General features: G+C 38.9%; 12 protein-coding genes. 8 read left to right on the top strand and 4 right to left on the bottom strand.

The window, feature by feature from the left end; genetic code table 11:
- Position 1 precedes the first annotated feature (1 nt).
- From PHO71_RS04590 to PHO71_RS04555, 8 genes are all read left to right on the top strand, one after another.
- Positions 2–8329, top strand: a complete 8328-nt coding sequence (locus tag PHO71_RS04590) for a fibronectin type III domain-containing protein (protein ID WP_300199617.1) — start codon at positions 2–4, stop codon at positions 8327–8329.
- Positions 8330–8395: 66 nt separating this feature from the next.
- Positions 8396–8878 (top strand): hypothetical protein, encoded by a 483-nt coding sequence (locus tag PHO71_RS04585; protein WP_300199614.1) that lies wholly within the window; start codon positions 8396–8398, stop codon positions 8876–8878.
- Positions 8875–9273, top strand: a complete 399-nt coding sequence (locus PHO71_RS04580) for a D-Ala-D-Ala carboxypeptidase family metallohydrolase (protein ID WP_300199610.1) — start codon at positions 8875–8877, stop codon at positions 9271–9273. The genes PHO71_RS04585 and PHO71_RS04580 overlap by 4 nt, the downstream gene beginning before the upstream one ends.
- Positions 9270–9671 (top strand): hypothetical protein, encoded by a 402-nt coding sequence (locus PHO71_RS04575; RefSeq protein ID WP_300199607.1) that lies wholly within the window; start codon positions 9270–9272, stop codon positions 9669–9671. Before PHO71_RS04580 ends, PHO71_RS04575 begins: the two co-directional genes overlap by 4 nt.
- A 150-nt stretch (positions 9672–9821) precedes the next feature.
- Positions 9822–10943 carry a putative phage abortive infection protein gene (locus PHO71_RS04570; protein ID WP_300199604.1) on the top strand — a complete coding sequence of 374 codons (1122 nt, stop codon included), beginning with the start codon at positions 9822–9824 and terminating at the stop codon, positions 10941–10943.
- A 596-nt stretch (positions 10944–11539) separates the two neighbouring features.
- A complete protein-coding gene (locus PHO71_RS04565) occupies positions 11540–12019 on the top strand; it encodes a hypothetical protein (RefSeq protein ID WP_300199601.1) in 480 nt (159 codons plus the stop codon).
- 26 nt (positions 12020–12045) lie between these two features.
- Positions 12046–12552, top strand: coding sequence for a hypothetical protein (locus PHO71_RS04560; RefSeq protein WP_300199598.1), 507 nt, complete (start codon positions 12046–12048; stop codon positions 12550–12552).
- Positions 12549–13049 carry a hypothetical protein gene (locus PHO71_RS04555; RefSeq protein WP_300199595.1) on the top strand — a complete coding sequence of 167 codons (501 nt, stop codon included), beginning with the start codon at positions 12549–12551 and terminating at the stop codon, positions 13047–13049. Before PHO71_RS04560 ends, PHO71_RS04555 begins: the two co-directional genes overlap by 4 nt.
- Before the next feature lie 41 nt (positions 13050–13090).
- Here the strand turns inward: PHO71_RS04555 and PHO71_RS04550 are convergent, their stop codons facing one another.
- The 4 genes from PHO71_RS04550 to PHO71_RS04535 are packed head-to-tail and all read right to left on the bottom strand — an operon-like array spanning position 13091 to position 16869.
- The gene (locus tag PHO71_RS04550; protein WP_300199592.1) at positions 13091–15811 is read right to left on the bottom strand and encodes a hypothetical protein; all 2721 of its coding nucleotides are present in this window, start codon (positions 15809–15811) and stop codon (positions 13091–13093) included.
- On the bottom strand, positions 15792–16169 hold the full coding sequence (locus PHO71_RS04545; RefSeq protein ID WP_300199589.1) for a hypothetical protein: 378 nt from the start codon (positions 16167–16169) through the stop codon (positions 15792–15794). The genes PHO71_RS04550 and PHO71_RS04545 overlap by 20 nt, the downstream gene beginning before the upstream one ends.
- Positions 16150–16566 carry a hypothetical protein gene (locus tag PHO71_RS04540; protein ID WP_300199586.1) on the bottom strand — a complete coding sequence of 139 codons (417 nt, stop codon included), beginning with the start codon at positions 16564–16566 and terminating at the stop codon, positions 16150–16152. Before PHO71_RS04540 ends, PHO71_RS04545 begins: the two co-directional genes overlap by 20 nt.
- A 42-nt stretch (positions 16567–16608) precedes the next feature.
- Positions 16609–16869: a hypothetical protein gene (locus tag PHO71_RS04535; protein WP_300199584.1), complete on the bottom strand. Its 261-nt coding sequence runs from the start codon at positions 16867–16869 to the stop codon at positions 16609–16611.
- Positions 16870–17206: the final 337 nt, after the last annotated feature.

The raw sequence follows: 17206 nt of genomic DNA, 5'->3' as shown, positions 1-17206 counted from the left end.
TATGGGATTATTAGACGAATTAACAGACAATGAATTACGCCGGCTCGCCTCACTCGTGGCTCCAGTGATCAAAAATGAAGCTATACAGGTAGGTAAACTTCCTGTAGCCGATACTACGGATGGCGTGTATTCGCTTCCTGCTATCCAGCAATATGAGGGAGTTACTAAAACAGTGATGGTTCCCATATCCAAATTGCAGGGACATGACGGCTCCAAAGGAGACAGTATTGAGTTTGTAGTTCTTGGCAGCTATCAAACTCTTGATGAGCTTATGAACGCCTATCCGGAAGGTCCTTGCGAAAATGGATTTTTCAAGGTAGGCGATATACCTTACATTTGGACAAGTGGTAAATATGAGCCTTTAAACCTTGATGTCTTCCGTACTTTCACTCTGGAGCAGTTTTCTGAAATCATGCCTGTTTCCAGCAATATTACCATTGATTTTGTTAAAACCCCTTATGCCAAAGTTACCCTTTCGGGTGATCATAAGATATTCAATCTGTCAATCAATAACACGAAAGACGGAAGCAGCGGAAAGATACTTGTTTTTCAATCCGGTTTTAAACAGATATCTGTGGCCAGTAACATAAAGGGAACTGTAGACCTCCCTCTCAACAGGGACACTATCGCCCTGCTCCATTACAACCGTCTGGGTGACACTATATATATTCATACAAATACAGTGCTTGGCGACATCCAGTTTCCCACCCCCCAGAAAGTCAGGGATTTCATGCTTGTATATTCCGATACTTCCGTATGTATGGTCCAATGGTCTGCCCCTTATGCCAATAACATTTATGACAAGGTTACCGAATATGATATACGTTATTCCAATTCTCTTGTCGATGCTGATGATCCGAAAGTTTGGTCAGGCCTCAAGAAAGTATCAGGTGTTCCTGAGCCCGCCATACCGGGAGAAATCCAGAAAATGACTATCAGTGGTCTGACATCCAATAAAGAATACTATGTTTACTTGAAAAGCATAAAGATTAATTATGGGATCGAATACAGTTCAGATTCATCAGACTTTATCTACTTCAAGACATTAGGCAGCGGAGATACAAAGAAAGCTTTCCGTATTAACCTGACCGAACGTAATCTGATTCCCCAGTTACGCAATTACCTGACCGACACGGACGGTAGCATCTGTTCAATTGGGAATATAGTTGATGAGACGGAAAAAAATGTATTTCTTGATGATGGATACCCGGATATGAAAAATAAGGACTATACCACATTCTGGTCACAATATAAGTATAGCCGTGATACTTCTCCGTTCAATATAATTATTGACTTGTATTCCACTTATTCCATCGATAAATTGTTCGTGTATTCCAGGAGCAAGCCTTACTTTTCAGTTTATGGTATGAAAGACCTCGGATATGAATGGGAACGTTTTGGTGAAATAAAAATCGGATTTAATGAATGGAAGTCACTTGATTTCCGTTCCGGCCAATGCCGGTTTATTAAGCTGTCATTTGATCAGATGGACTTTGGAGCGAGTTCAACCAGCCCTGTCATGCCTGAAGGAACGGAAGCTTTTCCCGAACCGGAATACAATGGCAGCATTGACAGAATAGACAACGTCCTTTTATACGGTCGTCCCGTGTCTACATGCCCTGATGGTATCATGTCCCCGCTTCGCCGCTCTACGGTCCGTAAAACCGTAGACCAATTCTTTTGCACCAATGGTCATGCCTACCAACAGGGAAGAATCCATAGCATGTGTTCAGGTGAGAGAATGCGTATGTACATTCACTTTGGACATTTTGCTGTCGGTTATGGCACCCCTGACGCTTATACGCGTCTGGCCGATATGAGATTTAAGGTCAGTGATATTTCTTGGGTATATAGTAATAACGGCAGTAAGGAGGGATTGCAGGATATGCTCCTGAATACTTACCATAGATACGGACTCAAGCCATTCCTGTGCAATACTGGGGTTTTTGATTACTGCTATTATAATCGTAATCAGAGTGTTCATAACCGTCCCTGTGACGGTTATTGGTTTCCCGGGACATGGCGTCCGGTTCCCAAGCGTGGTGTCAGAGGGCTTGACCGGTATTTGGGTATTACTACCGACGCGGCTTCCTATAAAACTTACGCCAAACTTTGCCAGGCACTTGCCGCGAAATATGGCAGGAACGCTGTGCCCGGTACCGGATTCTTTTACGATACAGATGAAACTACCGGCTTAAACTTGCTCAGCGGAATAGAACCGGAAAATGAACCTGACCAGAACTGGTCCGGCTGGCTCGGATATACACATGCTGAAGAATACGCGGCCATACTGTCCGCTTCAGCCGACGGTCACGACCGTACGCTGACAGATGAAGACGGTATTGTACTTTCCGGCATTAGATACGGTGATATTCAAGTAGTGAGTAGCGGTACGGCTTCCGTTAATAGAGGTTATTTGCTTCCGGCTATCCTACATTGGAAATCCAGGCGGCATAATGCCGGTATTCCCGTTGATGTTTTTTCCATGCATATGTATTTCTCCAATATAGGAAGCCAGGATGCATCGAAGGAAGCCGTCCAATATGGCATTACTTTTGAAGAAGCCATGAAAAACAATACCGGCGGTGAACTCATTAAGATGATTGAATTTCGTAATCGTTTCGCTCCCGACAAAGAAATAGCTCTGACGGAGTTTGGATGGGGTGAAAGTGGTGGGCGTGATACGGCAAGTAAATACCAATGTTACACACAACCGGGATGTCAGATCGGCGACTGGACTGTTCCTGACCGTCACCGTTCGGATGTAAAAGGCGCCTGGATTGTCAGAGCTTGCGTACAGATGATGAAATTAGGTGTTGATTTTGTCAATTACTACTCGACTGAAACGGAAAGCAACTATTTCGGATCGGGCAACTGGGATAGTGGTGCCGGTTTCGAGATGTTTCACTGGAACGACTGCACAGACACTACTCCCGGCGCCAAAGCGGAAGCGATCAGAAGATATGAGCATTCATATGCCCGTGGCGGCTTTGCCACTACCGGACTGTTCGGACAAATCCTGGGTAACGGTGCCTACCCGATCACCCGGTCATATTGGTGGGTTGCAACTATGCGTAACCGCCTGAAAGGCTATGTGTATACAGGAATGAAATACATTGAAACTGATGAACGTATTGTAGTTGCCTGTTTTAAAAAACAGGATGAAGATAAAGGAGCGTACGTGGTATATCTGGATGACAACCGTAATACAGGCATGGCAAGAGTTGAAATTCCTGTACCTGAAAGTGTCGGTTTGGTCCGTCATGTCACAGTTTATATTCCTGACATTCCTAATCCACAAAATGTTCCCGGAGACTTAGGCAATGACCATGCGCGTACAGGACTTTCCGGGGCGCGGCATGAACGGTATGTTAATGGTGAATGGATACTGGTACACCAACCTTACTATCAGGACCGTTATGCCTCATATGCGCAAGGTCCCGCTTTTTACCCGGAGAATCCGCATGAAGGTTGCGAAGTCGTGGTTCTTCCAACCACTGAAGAAAACCCTTACTTCCCCATTACAGGTCCCGTCCAGGCAAAAAACAGCAACCGCGGAAACAACCTGAGTGCGCAACAATATGAAACAGATCGTGAAGAATGGCAGAATGAACCGAATGTTGATGCGGAAGGAAATATCATCTGGAGTGTGAAGAATGATATTTCTTTATCTTGGCGCCAGGTAGAAGCAGTATGTGATTATATTGATTATCATCCGGAAGGCATACACGGACGTACCGGTAATGAAACCATTGAAGAGCCTGTCCGGGGAATGATTCGGGCAAATGTCTCCGAATTTCCGGAATACTTCTTTTTTGATGCGATCCCTGAACCTGATTTCAAGTCTTTGGTTACTGATTTTAGTTCACGGACCATATCCGGTTCCGCGGTAGAACTTTTCTGGAACAATACTAATACGGAAGATACCGGATACCAGATCTTCGTTTCAGAACTTCCTGAAGCAGGCTATACTTTATTGAAAGAGATTCCGGTTTTTATCGAAAACAGGTTCACCATTTCCGGACTCTCCCCTGACACGACCTATTATTATAAAATCCGCCCGGTCAAAGACAGACAAGTGGGAACGATGAGCGACTATACCAGCGTTAGAACATACTCTGAACTTCCTTCTCCCGATAATCTTCGTGTGACATCCCGGACTGTAACATCCGTCACTCTGGAATGGGAATATACATCTATGCCCGTAGCGGACTTTGTTTACTATGCCATTTATCGTGCTGAGGAATCGGGTGAATATATTCAGACCGGAAAGGTAGAAGACAAATCCATTTTGACCTACACCGATAACGGACTACTTGTGGGGCATACTTATAAGTATAAAATTCGTGCGGTTGGTTTAAACGGTCAGAGTGAATATTCCAAAGAAATTACGACCCGTACTCTGATGGCAGAAGAATGCTCTCCTACGCTGCTACGGGCAATGACAGATAAACTCGGTTCGAAAATCATTCTGACATTCGACCTTCCGATCGGAATCATTTCAGCAACTGCAAAGGAAAATTTTACTCTCACCGAAGACGGTAACCTGCGACTGATACAAGCGGTATCGCGTGATGAAGCCAATACAGAAAATCTTATCCTTTATATACCGGAAGATTCATTAAAAGACTATGACCGCCGCAGCGATGTACGTATCAGTTATATGGGAATAGGTATCGAATCAGTGTATGGAATTGCCCTCAATGGCTTTTCAAACGTAAAGGTTATAAACATAATCGGTAATTTTACAAATCTGGAAGCGACATATAAAATCAACTTTACCGGTAGCGGTTCACCTCTGCCTCAGGACGAAGAATGGAATAGTATTATTGGAAATCCGGAGACAGAGACAATATCTGTAAATTTGAAAGATACATATCAACGTGTCTCCGACATTATAATTTCTCCCATACAATCCAGCCCTAAGTATTCGTGGAGTACCAACATAGACTATGGTTACTGTGAAATCGAAGGTATTGAACAGTCCGTGTTTAAATACGGCTGGCGTGGTCCGGGATTTAAAAGCGATGTGACAGAAAATATAGTAGCGCGACTCCAATTATCCGGTTTGAAAGACGAATATAGGTATACAATCCGGCATTTTGGGGGTACGAAAGCCGGCAATGGCGCTTCTGCCAAAATCAAGGTGGGCAATAAATATTCCGGTGTGATAAACCAGAAAGATAACGGTACATCTTACCTTATGATTGAAGATTGCCAGTCTACAGAAGGTATATTAAATGTAGATGTGATCAATGCCGTTGAAGACGGAAGCGCAAATTCTACCTATCCGATTACGACATTCATGATTATCGAAGAGTATAAATCAAACGACGCGCCTGAAAACACGGATGTTTTCTTACGTGACGCCACTGTAATCGAGGCGGTGGACGACATTGTCAAGTTCCCGGACGTCACTGTTCATTTGAATTGTATCGGAACGCCTACGGCTTACCGCATATCAGAAAATCAGGATATGACAGGCAGTGGATGGGTGGATATTCCAAACGGTGAAATGGATGTACCTTATATGATTAGTGAAGGTTTTGGAGAAAAAATACTTTATGTACAAGTGAAAAATCTTTTTGGAGAGTCTAACATACGTACAATTAATGTCGAGTACCGTGATCCGTATGTGCCTCTTGTCTTAAAAAACATCTATATTAATAACGATGACAGCCGTACCTATACCCGTGAGGTGACCGTCATGGCCGACATGAACGGTATTCCTGCTTATTACCGTATATCGGAAAGTCCGGACCTTTCCACTGTTGAATGGCGACAATGGCCTGACCCGAAAGTCTCGGAAGTATCTTTTACCTTATCCGAAGCCGAAGGGCAAAAAACTGTTTACATGCAGATCATGGATGACAAATCAGTCTGTGACGCTAAAGCAGATACCATCTCGCTTGTTATAATTGAACGTAAGGATATTATCCTCATCATCACACTCCCGGACGGAATCGATTCCGGCGCGGTTAATGCTTCGCTCCCTGTCTTGAAATATAACAAGAAGTTTATATTCACCTATACGGCAGATGATTGTCCTGTAGGGGCCTACGGAAAAGTATTCCGAGCTATCAACAAGAAATGGGTTGATGACGAAAAATATTATCACAAGGGACAGGTACGCACAACGGGCTATATTCCCGCTACGACATTAGGCTATACGGATGGATGCGGAAAGGAGCACCGTATGCCTGTCGGCGTTGCCATCTGGCCCAATCTGGGCAACGATTATATAAATGACTTTATGGACAGGCAGGATGAGGGTAAAAATTATCCCTACCTCATATGGCCGGAAACACTTCCAATCATGGATTTTGGAGGAGCATTGTACTGGCATAATGTAAACGAGCGCGCCTGGTACAAAAACGATCCTTTAAAAATACTTGAAGGACTAAAGGAGGACCAGTTAAAGACCGTAGGAAAGTCCGGGCGTGGGATGAAGGTAATGATGCGACCGGATGGAAATAATAACTATATTACAGCCGCCGTCATGGCTGGTGATGTAGTTATGATGTGTGGTGAAAACTCTCCGGCTATTGAGTTATATCCGTCCGATAATCCGGATCTTTTCAAGGTTACCGGTATGCGCAGAATATATTCGGAGAATAACGATACGGATTTTGCGTGGATAAAAGCAATACACGATTCCGGTAACCCTCAATGGTGTCATTTGTTTACTCATACTCCGGGGCAACCGATTGTTGATCTACTTACGCGTGTTAATAATAATTTCGGAAAAGACGGTGATGACTCAGCTTGGATGGCTACTGTTGATGAAGTGTACGAATGGTGGTTTGTACGCAAGAATGCCATGATACGGAAAGAAGCAGCCGGACAGACAGTGGAATTTACACTGTCCATTCCATCGGATCAGTATTTTTATCACAAAGACATTTGTGTTTTAGTAGACGGCATATCCAGTGTCTCAGGTCTTTCAATTAAAACTAATGACACGGCAAATGGTCTGAATTATGGAATAAACAACGGAAATCTTCTGATAAATGTAAATTATGACGATCACCTTCCCATATGTGCGGAGAAATATACCAGTGCATTTGAGCATAGCCTGAATGAGGAGGACAGATCGGACGCGATGTATTTCATCTCTCTGTTACGGCAGGAACTTTCGGACGCTTACCTGGCAAGGATAGAAGCGATAGCGAAGCCTCCTGTACTGAATGAATTTTATATTTATGAATCTACTCCATCCGTTACGGATACCCCGAATATAGAATTTTATTATTCGACCGACGAACGTGCCACGCATTATTGCATCTCTGAATCTCCGACTTTCGAAGGGGCAGAATGGGAAATGATTCGTTCGGCACATGAAAATTTTACTTTGACTAATGTTCCTGGGCTGCATACTCTTTATTTGAAAGTCAAGAATCAGTTTGGTGAATCCCGGATACTTAGCGATAGTATTGCTTATATGCCGCAGCAGATTGAATTGACAGGTGTTTCTGTTAATTTCGGCGCGCCAAGCACAACAGCGCGGGAAGTTTCCGTTGGGATTACATACAATGGGATTCCAACTCATTACCGGGCGGGTGAGTTATCCGACCTGTCAGATATGCCCTGGTATGCATTTAGTGAAAAGTTTGTTTATTCATTCTTGAGTCCGGATTATGGAACTAAAACCGTATATGTGCAGCTAAAAGATGAGTTTAATAATATAAGTTCTATTCTTTCAGATAAGATTGATTATGTAGAACCGGAGCCGGTAAAGACAATCGTTTCATTTAGTAATAGTTATAACAATATATCCTATGATTCAGTAGGTGGTAAGATCGTAAATTGTGTCAGCAGTTCCCTGGCTGTTTCATACAAGACTCTTGCATTACGGGATTCTGGTGGGGCTCAAAGTTGTGAGTTCTGTAAAAATCCAAGTGATTATCCGGGCGTAATTAATGTGGATATCGCTCCTCTTAACGAAAACATGTTTGCTCCTGCAGTGGATGACAGTGGAGCATATCCTGCAAAATACATTAGTAAGCATGTTTGTAATGGAAACGCTCATACGGGTCTTAAAGCATATCTCCGGTTTAATAATCTAAAAGCGGGAAACTACAAGGTTAGACTTCTTATATCATGTGGAGAAGGTGCTTTTATTGCTGAGAATAATTATAATAAGATATTCTACCAGGCAAATGGTATGTCAGTCAATATTAATTTCAATCCGGTAAATAATATGACGCAATTTATAGATATTGATAATGTGAATGTTGGAACGACTGGAAGGCTGGATATTTCATTCTGGAATACAGGCAGTATGTACTACAGACCGGGTATTAATCTGCTTGAAATTATAAAAAAATAGAAAAAATATTGTCTCATATTGCAAAACGTGTATGAAGTTAGTAATAAGAATATAAAATTAAAATATATGAAAGGACTAAATGAACTATTTGTTATCGGCTGGATGCTTTTTGGCATCTACATAGAAGTATTTATTATGATACTGGCTGATCTTTGGAGTGGAATACGAAAAGCGAAATTGCGTGGTGAGGTACGTTCCAGCTTCATGTATAAAAAGACTATTGACAAGATAGCCAGGTATTATAACGCTCTAATTGCTCTGACAGTAATTGACGTAATGCAGATGAGCGGGGTATGGTATTTAGATGGGTATTATGGTTGGTCTATACCGATTTTCCCTGTGGTTACATTGCTTGGAGCTTTAGGTATCTCATTGGTTGAATTGAAGTCAATCTATGAGAAGGCAGATGAAAAAGTAAAGGGGGATTATAAAGAGGTAGCTGCCCTTGCGGCTGAAATAGCTAAACATAAAACTGATCCGGCTGAGATAATAGAGGCTTTGGGTGAATACTTGAAAAAAGATATGATTAAAGAGGAGGAAAAGAAATGAAACATTTTACATTAAAAGAATTGTGTCGTTCTAATGTAGCAGAGGTACGGAGAATAGATAACAAGCCGAATCAACAGCAAATTGATTCGCTAACGGCTTTAGTGGATAACGTATTAGACCCTCTAAGAGAGAGATTCAAAAGACCTATCATCATCAACTCAGGATTTAGGTCTAAGGACTTGAACGGAGCTGTAGGAGGTTCTAAGACTTCCCAACACATGAAGGGTGAAGCTGCCGATATTTATGCCGGTACAAAGGAAGGTAACAGGGAATTGTTTGAATTGATCCGCAAACATCTACCGTTTGATCAGCTAATCAATGAGAATGACTACAGCTGGATTCATGTAAGTTACCGGGCTGATGGAAAGAATAGAGGTGAAATACGGAAGCTATGAAAGCGTTAATCTACTTAACCATATTCCTGATGTCTGGAATATGGTTCACTTCCTGCCGAAGTACTCAGTACGTCCCGGTAGAGACTATCAAAACAGAAGTGCAATATAAAGATCGTTTGCAACGTGATTCAATTCATGTGCTTGATAGCGTATTTATGTTAGTGAAAGGAGATACGGTATTCCGGGATAGATACCGTATTGAATATCGGGATAAGCTGATCCGGGATACGACGTATATTCATAAGACTGATTCGGTTCAAGTTCCTTATCTGGTCGAGAAGAAACTGAGTCGGTGGCAGTCTGTGAAGTTAGAGTTGGGCGGTTGGGCGTTCGGGATAATCGTATTATTCGCTCTGTTAATTGTCGGCTGGTTGGTATATCGTTTAAGAAAGAAGTAGTATCTTCGCATAATTGTAGAAGCTGCTTATCATTGATAAGCTGTCCGCCCTGGGTTTTAGGATTCAGGGCTTTTAATTTGATTATTTTTAAAAAGGTTTTCTGTATATCAAAATAGTTATTATATTTGAACAACTGAAAAAACATAGACTATGTCAAGAATAAGAAAATATGTGAAAGATTGGCTCGTTTTGGGAACTGTTATTATCGGGGTAATCATAATAGTAATTCTAGGTTACTATTTCAATCAAACTTGGGGAAGTTTTGAAAACAAACAGATTAATTGGGGTGAATTTGGAAGTTTGTTAGGAGCGATAACTGGCTTGATAGCATTTGTCGGAGTTCTTTTTACGTTGAGACAGAATAAACAGCAATCTCTTGACAGCGAGGAGAGGTCTGTCTTTTTTGAATTACTTAGGATTTTTATTTCGTATAGGGATTCTTTGCGGGTGCAAAGAATTGACTGGGAATACAATGCGAAGCAATGTCAATGGAAAATAACTCCATATAATGAGTTTTGTACACCTGAAAAAACTTATAGGCAAATTTATGTAGAGTTATATCATACTTTCTATCTGGAGATAAGAAGAGGCATTCCTGAGAATTTTTCTAAGGAAGAGTTCACCAAAAGGATTATTCCCAACAACATGTCGAGAGAACAATGGATGATGAAGTATATACATATATCTACTGCCATTAACAACACCTACCTAGAGTATGATTGGTGCATGAACGGAGGGAGTATGATTACGTCACCCGTACACCCAAATGCCTATGATTATCTATGTCTGAATGCAATAAAACTCTATATCGAGCAGGGTAATTTCAAACCTATAGCTGAAGCCTGTAAAAAAGCCGCTGACCATTGCTTTGCTCCATATAAAAATCAGCTTGGCACATATTTCAGGAACGCTTATTACATCTTGGAAATGGCTTCAGAATTCAATTCACCTAAAAAATATTCGAAGATATTCCGGGCGCAACTATCAAAATATGAACTTGTACTCCTTTTTTTCAATTCATTCAGTTCACTATCTAATCCCAAGACACGAGAATTATATCAGAATGCCGATCTGTTCAATAACCTTGAATTAAAGGATGTACGATTGAAAGAGGGAGCAAATGATGAGTCTGTATCCCGAATGGAATATATAAACTTTCCGCCCACTTTGTTTGAAAACGTGATTAAAAATGAATATGTATCGCATGATTTTCTAAAAAAACTGTACGATTCAATTCAGAAAGAAAATAGCGATGATGTAAAAACATTATAAGATGAAGCAGCTATGAACAAATAGGTAGACATCAAATTGAGTTTAAAAGGAAGCTAGTAGGCTGTCTTTTCTGCATCTTGTAATTTTGATAAATCATCTCTTATTCGTAAGCTTATCATACATGTATCATAAAAATAGTAGTAGCTCCGGTCTTAATAACTGTAGGGCTGAAATAGTTTCAATCAGTCTCAAACAAGCTAAGAAGAAAAGGAGTGCTTGTAATATTTGCTACAGATAAGATAAAGGCAGCCCAATAAGCTGCCTTTACTTTTACCCTTTCATCATCATTATATCAGCTTTTGTTTTCCTCAAACACATAATCAAATAGCTTGAAAGTAGCCTCATTGATGAGAGATTTTTTTTTGAATATAAAGGTCGGCTATTTTCATAATGAATCAACATGACATAACATTTCATTTAACTTACTATCATAATATGAAATAAAAGTCAAGGTAATGTTACCTACTTCTTGGAACACATGATTTTCCATATCCAGAATTGGTGTGTACAAAATTGGAGATTGGTAGAATGATGATTAATATGTAGAAGATATCAATGGGATGTAATATGTTTATTTGCGTATAAAATAAAAAAGTATGGATATAGTGCTTACGATAAAAAAGGCTAATGTGTATGATGAGGTAGCAAAGCTGACAGGATATGTTGGTGCAAAGACTATCGAGGATACAGGAAAGGCTTATGATAGAGTGTTTACGACAGATGATGATCGTCTGATGCTTGAGAGATTTTGGAGGGAGGCAATAGGTGCTATCACGGATGAAGTTAAAAGATTTATTTCTACTGTAAGTACATCTAGTAATTCTCAATCAATAGATATATCTGAGGTTTGGACTGTTACACTTGATATGCCAAGTAATTTTGATAATAATCTTACTGTGTCAATCAATGATTCTATATTTTCTTATGCGGTGAATTCTATTGCTAGTAAATGGTTTGCTATCACTAATAAGGAGGAAGAGGAAAAGTATAATACAATGGCGGTTGCGTCCGGTAATGAAACGAAGAGTAAATTATATTATCGAAAAAAGCCTAAAAGAGTAATTCCTGTAATTTGAAAATATTTACTTAAAAAAAATAACGTATGGCAAAGAAAGAATTAGTTATTACACTTGTAAAATCGGAACTTATTTATGAGGTACAGAATAAGACGTATTTAACTGGAAGAAGCCGGGAGACGGGAGATAATCATGAGCAAGTAGCAAATATGCAAATGAATGATGATGAAGAACATAAGAATCAGATTCTTCGTTCACTTGGGGACGCATATCGTGAGTTGAAAACAAAGTTATCTAATTATTTGGTAGATACAGCTGTAAAATCGTCAGACGTACAGGAGATGGAAACAGGAGATTTCAAGCTAATGCTTAATATGCCAAGTAATTTTAATCAATCCGTAGCTGACAGTATCACAGCTGCTTGTCACAAGTATATGGTGAATACGGCTATCTGTGACTGGTTTACTATAACTAAACCCGATGAAGCAAAGAGTTATGCTGATTTATCGGCTATCTCTATTCAGGCTATTAGAGAATCGGTAAACAAGAGGACTACTCCTAAGAGGGTTATCCCTGAAGTTTCTACGACATGAATAGTATTATTACTATAACACTACTTCGTAATGAGATTATGTATGATATTGAGCTTATTGCTTACTCTGTCGGTGATACTGTAAAGGGAATGGATGAGAAAGAGCGTAGTTTAGTGATGGATGTTGGAGATGATGGGAAGGTCGATAAGACGACTCAAGGCATCAACAAGGCTTGGGGCGAGTTGTTGAATAGTATTACTGGGTATACAAAGATAGAGACTAATGAGGATTTAAATGTTGATAATAGCTTTATTATTCCGAATGAGTATTCTGTGCGTTTATGTGTCCCATATAGTTTCTCTAAACTAAATGCGGAAGCTGTGAAGAATTCAATGCACGCTTATCTTGTTAATAAAGCCCTTTCTGGGTGGTTTGCTATAACTAAAAAGGATGAAGTTTCGTATTATGAGAGTGAGTCTCTCATAGAACTAGCAAAAGTTAAAAAATTCTTGAATGTGAGGGTGAATCCTGTCAGGATAAAGATGCATCCTTTTTAAGTTGAATAGAAAAGAGCCACTTTTTTGAAGTGGCTCTTTTCTTATCTAAGTTTATTGGTTTGTTTGGTTTCAAAAACAATGGAGGTTCCTGAAATACTTTCTCCAGGAGATAGTTCCGTTAAAATTGCAAATCGGAAATACTTGTACGGACTTCCATGAATTGAGTTTATGGATCGTCCGGCGTTTGATGCTATGGGGATGAAGTTGATACAATCACGTGATCCATAGAGAACTGTTTTGATATTGCTCTCTGCGAATATTCCTCTGTGTATGGTCTGGTTGATTGTTTTTAAGAGATCAGGAGCGTCAAGTTTTAGTGGACGCGTGATAATAATACCATTTAATTTTTCTTTCTTGGTATTGGATATATTGATGAGGGTGTTTTCTTTTGTCATTATATAGGAATCTGGGTATGAATTAATTGCGTATTCAAAATTAGATGAGAGTATATTCCATGTTTTTGACTTTAAAGACCATACATATGAATAGTCTTGTTTTTTGTTAAATAATATAATCCGTTGGTTTTTATAGTCATAAGATATCATGCATTCTTTTATGTAATCTTTGAATGGGATGTATTGAAATTGATTATCTGTAAATGTAGATATTTTTATCAGCTCGTTGTATCCTCGTAGTGTTGTGATATCGAATGGTTTTTCATTAATTATGTCTGATATACATATACTTTCAGATCCTTGAATAAGCATTATACCGCGATCGGAGGAAAATAATACGGCAGTATCTATCTGTGTGATGGAGTCAGGATTATTACAAACATCCCGGGTAATTGGTTGTTTTGCGATAAATGTTCCTTCGCTGGATACTTCGAGTGCCCAGATCCCTTCGTCTGTAAATGCGTATAGGGGGAATTGACCAAACTGTCCTTGCGAAAGTGCTTTGGTGGCAGAACGAATACCTAGTATTTCACCAGAGCCGATGGTTTTTACTCCAGTTGATGGAAAACTAAAAGGATTATTGATTTCTGAGGTATAAATTTTATTGTAGTAGGGGATTCCACGACTGGTATTATGGAGAATAGATGTGTCGAAATCGGTGACGAAACTATTGATCGCGCTGTTGTATGCTCCATTGAGGAATTGATGTTCTTCAAGTTTGTTGTTTGAATATGTTTTATTTCCACTGCTGTCTTCTCTTTCTATGATAAGTTTGTATGCTTTAGGATCTGGATAAAAAAAGTATGAACCATTTGGAATATTGATTTCTATGGTACTTGTACAATCTATCATTATATCTTGTTTCTCTGATTTGATGAATATATAAGCTTTGTATTTATATACTTTATGGATTGCTATTTCGGTTATTCCAAAAATATCAAATTCTCCATTAATATATTGACAACAAGATTCTAGGGGAGTGATTTGGGGAATTATAGTAATATTAGCCAAATTGAGTCGTGAATTGTATGTGAAAGCATATCTGGCTACAATTGTACCATTTTTCTGGCTGTCTCCTGTCATTTGCTTTCTTCCGATGAGTTCAGTAAGTATTCCACTTTCTAAAGGAAGAAGTTTTTCTCCTGATTCTAGATTTTTTATATTTATAGAGCAGATATGGTGGAAATTGAACATACCATCTCCTGCATTGGCTTTTATCGATACAGGAATAAACTTCGTATCTTCGGTGAAATGAATATATGCGTAATTTTCAATTTTATGATATATTTCTGTGTTATTATTTTCCCTCCCTATTGACATGGTGAAATTAAGGTCTATTGTTCCATCGCCTACCCCTTCTGTTATTGAATTTTTGAAAGAGTGAACAGGCTGGTAGTTTTGATCCATATAATAGCATGGAGGGGTGATGAATACAGATATATCTTTAATTATATCTTTCCACTTCTCCATTTCATTTTTTATTTCATCAAAATTACATATTTGATAATATAGTCTTGAACCAAGTCTGTGCATACTAATTTCTACATCATATATCATGGAGTATTTTCCAATATTATCAGAACCATTATCGTCCACGTAGTTGTGGAAACTTTCTACTTTCATTAAATATGGAGTTCCATCGCCAGCGTTCATGTATATTGGAACTGAGTGCATGGATAACGACCCATCGTATAGTTGGTATGCATATCTAAGCATGAAGTCAAACTGGAAACCTCCTGAGGCTTTTACTGCTTCTGAATCTGGATTAATATTAGCGTAAATAGCTTCTGAGGTGGTTGGATTATCTAGAAATAATAGTCCAAGATTTTTTTGATCAAATGGGTTGGTAGATGTGATTTCTTTGTAATATTTAGTTTTATTCTTAAATTTTATGGTAAATTTTTTTATTTCACCAACTTTTCCTTTTAGACGAAAAGAAATGGAAGGAAATGGGGGATTATTACCAAGCGTTTCATAACTTCCTGACTTATATAGGGCGTAAATCAAACCGTTATCGGTGAGTATAACTAATGTATTTCCAATAGAGGTTATCTCGTATAACTTTTTTCCCCCTAGTGAAAGAATATTTGTTGTGTTGGCAGGATTTTCTGTAAAATAAGATATTTTGCTTTCAACTTTATTATTTCCGATATTATGTATGATATAATTACAATAATCTGATGTTTTATGGATATAAACTATTTTTTGAGCGTTTTCTAAAGTAAAAATGGTTTCTGGCGAATTGACAGGCACTAAGTTCCCATTCTCATTGATGAGGTTTATCATTGTTGAGATGTCTCCATCCGGACAATCGTAATCGGATGGAGTGCTTGTGATACCTGTATATTTAATTTCTTTCTGCTGCATAGTTTTTTCTAGTTATAATTGGTAGAACTTTTAGACCGTTTATTTCATATGGCTCTCCTACGCGGTAAGCTGCAAAATTGGCTCTTCCGTCCATGCTTATAATCTTTCTGCATAGTGATGTCCATCGGACACGGAGATATCCGGTTGTTTTCGATGTGCGTCTAGCTATACCTGCGATATTATCATTGATGGCTTGGCGCATATGCACGTAAATATAAACTTCATCATTATCATACGATATCTGTATTGAGTCTCCAGCTTTTATGTCCAAAAGAGACACTACTCTCGATGTGAGGTGAATGTCTCCATTTGGCATAAACTTAATGTCCGGTTTGATATTACTTGCTAGCTGCTTCATATTGGAGTATATATTCGGTTGATTCGTTTAGAGTTCTTTTAATAAGATTGAATCTTTGGTCTTGATTGTGGAATAGACCAAGATCGAAGAATATGGCTTGATTAGTGGGGCACATATTTTCGAATACATAAAATCCCGTTTCTCGGTTCTTGGTTACTAATCCGACTTGTGTGCGTACGGCAAATTCATATTTTACACGTCTTAAGGCGTAAACAGTTTTGGAATTATATTCCGTTTTGTAAACGAAGATGAAAGGGATACCTCCTTTTTTGACACCTAATTCTTTAACTGCTCCATTTGATAGGGAGATGAAGTTTGTATCGCAATGGAGGATAACGAATAATCCTTTGCGTGAATTATTGGAACGAATAATACTGAGTAAATTTTTGAATTTCATATTGCAAATGTATGTATTGAATAATGAAGGCTATTCTATATATTAATCACCTAGTTCTTCCCTGATTCTATCAAACCGATTTTCTATCCGTAACAAGATATTATTTGTCTTGAAACTGATGATTCCTATCACTTTCATGGTGGCGTTTTCTTTCATTATTTTATCAGAAAACTTTTGGGCTTCTTTTTTAGAAGGGTAGGGAGTTCCTGATATATAATCTTGTTGTCCGTCAAACAATAGGACGGCATAATAAGTGTTTTTCTTTGAGAAAAACTTACTGAAAATTTTTTTTAGTCTCTTCATTTGTTTTTTTGATTTCTATTTGATTTATTTGCTAATATTGTAAGCCTGGAAACGTTTCTTCTCCATACTGTATAGTTATAAATAGAAGTAGCGTACATCTTAAGTTCCCAGATCTCTGAAAAAACACCTTCAATGCTTCAGCGTAGAGGTTATTATCTAGTTGTTCCATTGTTAAAAAATTAAGTCCCCACCTTTCTGATTACTAACAAAGGGTTAATTAGGTGGGGACTGGGTGAATAAAAAAGGCATCGAACCGTGAGATTCAATGCCTTGGGATAATTGTGAGAAGGAAAATGTTATAGAGAGTGCTTTCCTAAGATTGGTTTCAATTCTTCGG

Origin of the sequence: Bacteroides sp. (assembly GCF_028690125.1) — a bacterium.
GTDB lineage: Bacteria > Bacteroidota > Bacteroidia > Bacteroidales > Bacteroidaceae > Bacteroides.
Note: the sequence above shows the minus strand (reverse complement) of the source record. Positions and strands in the feature narration are given on the sequence as shown.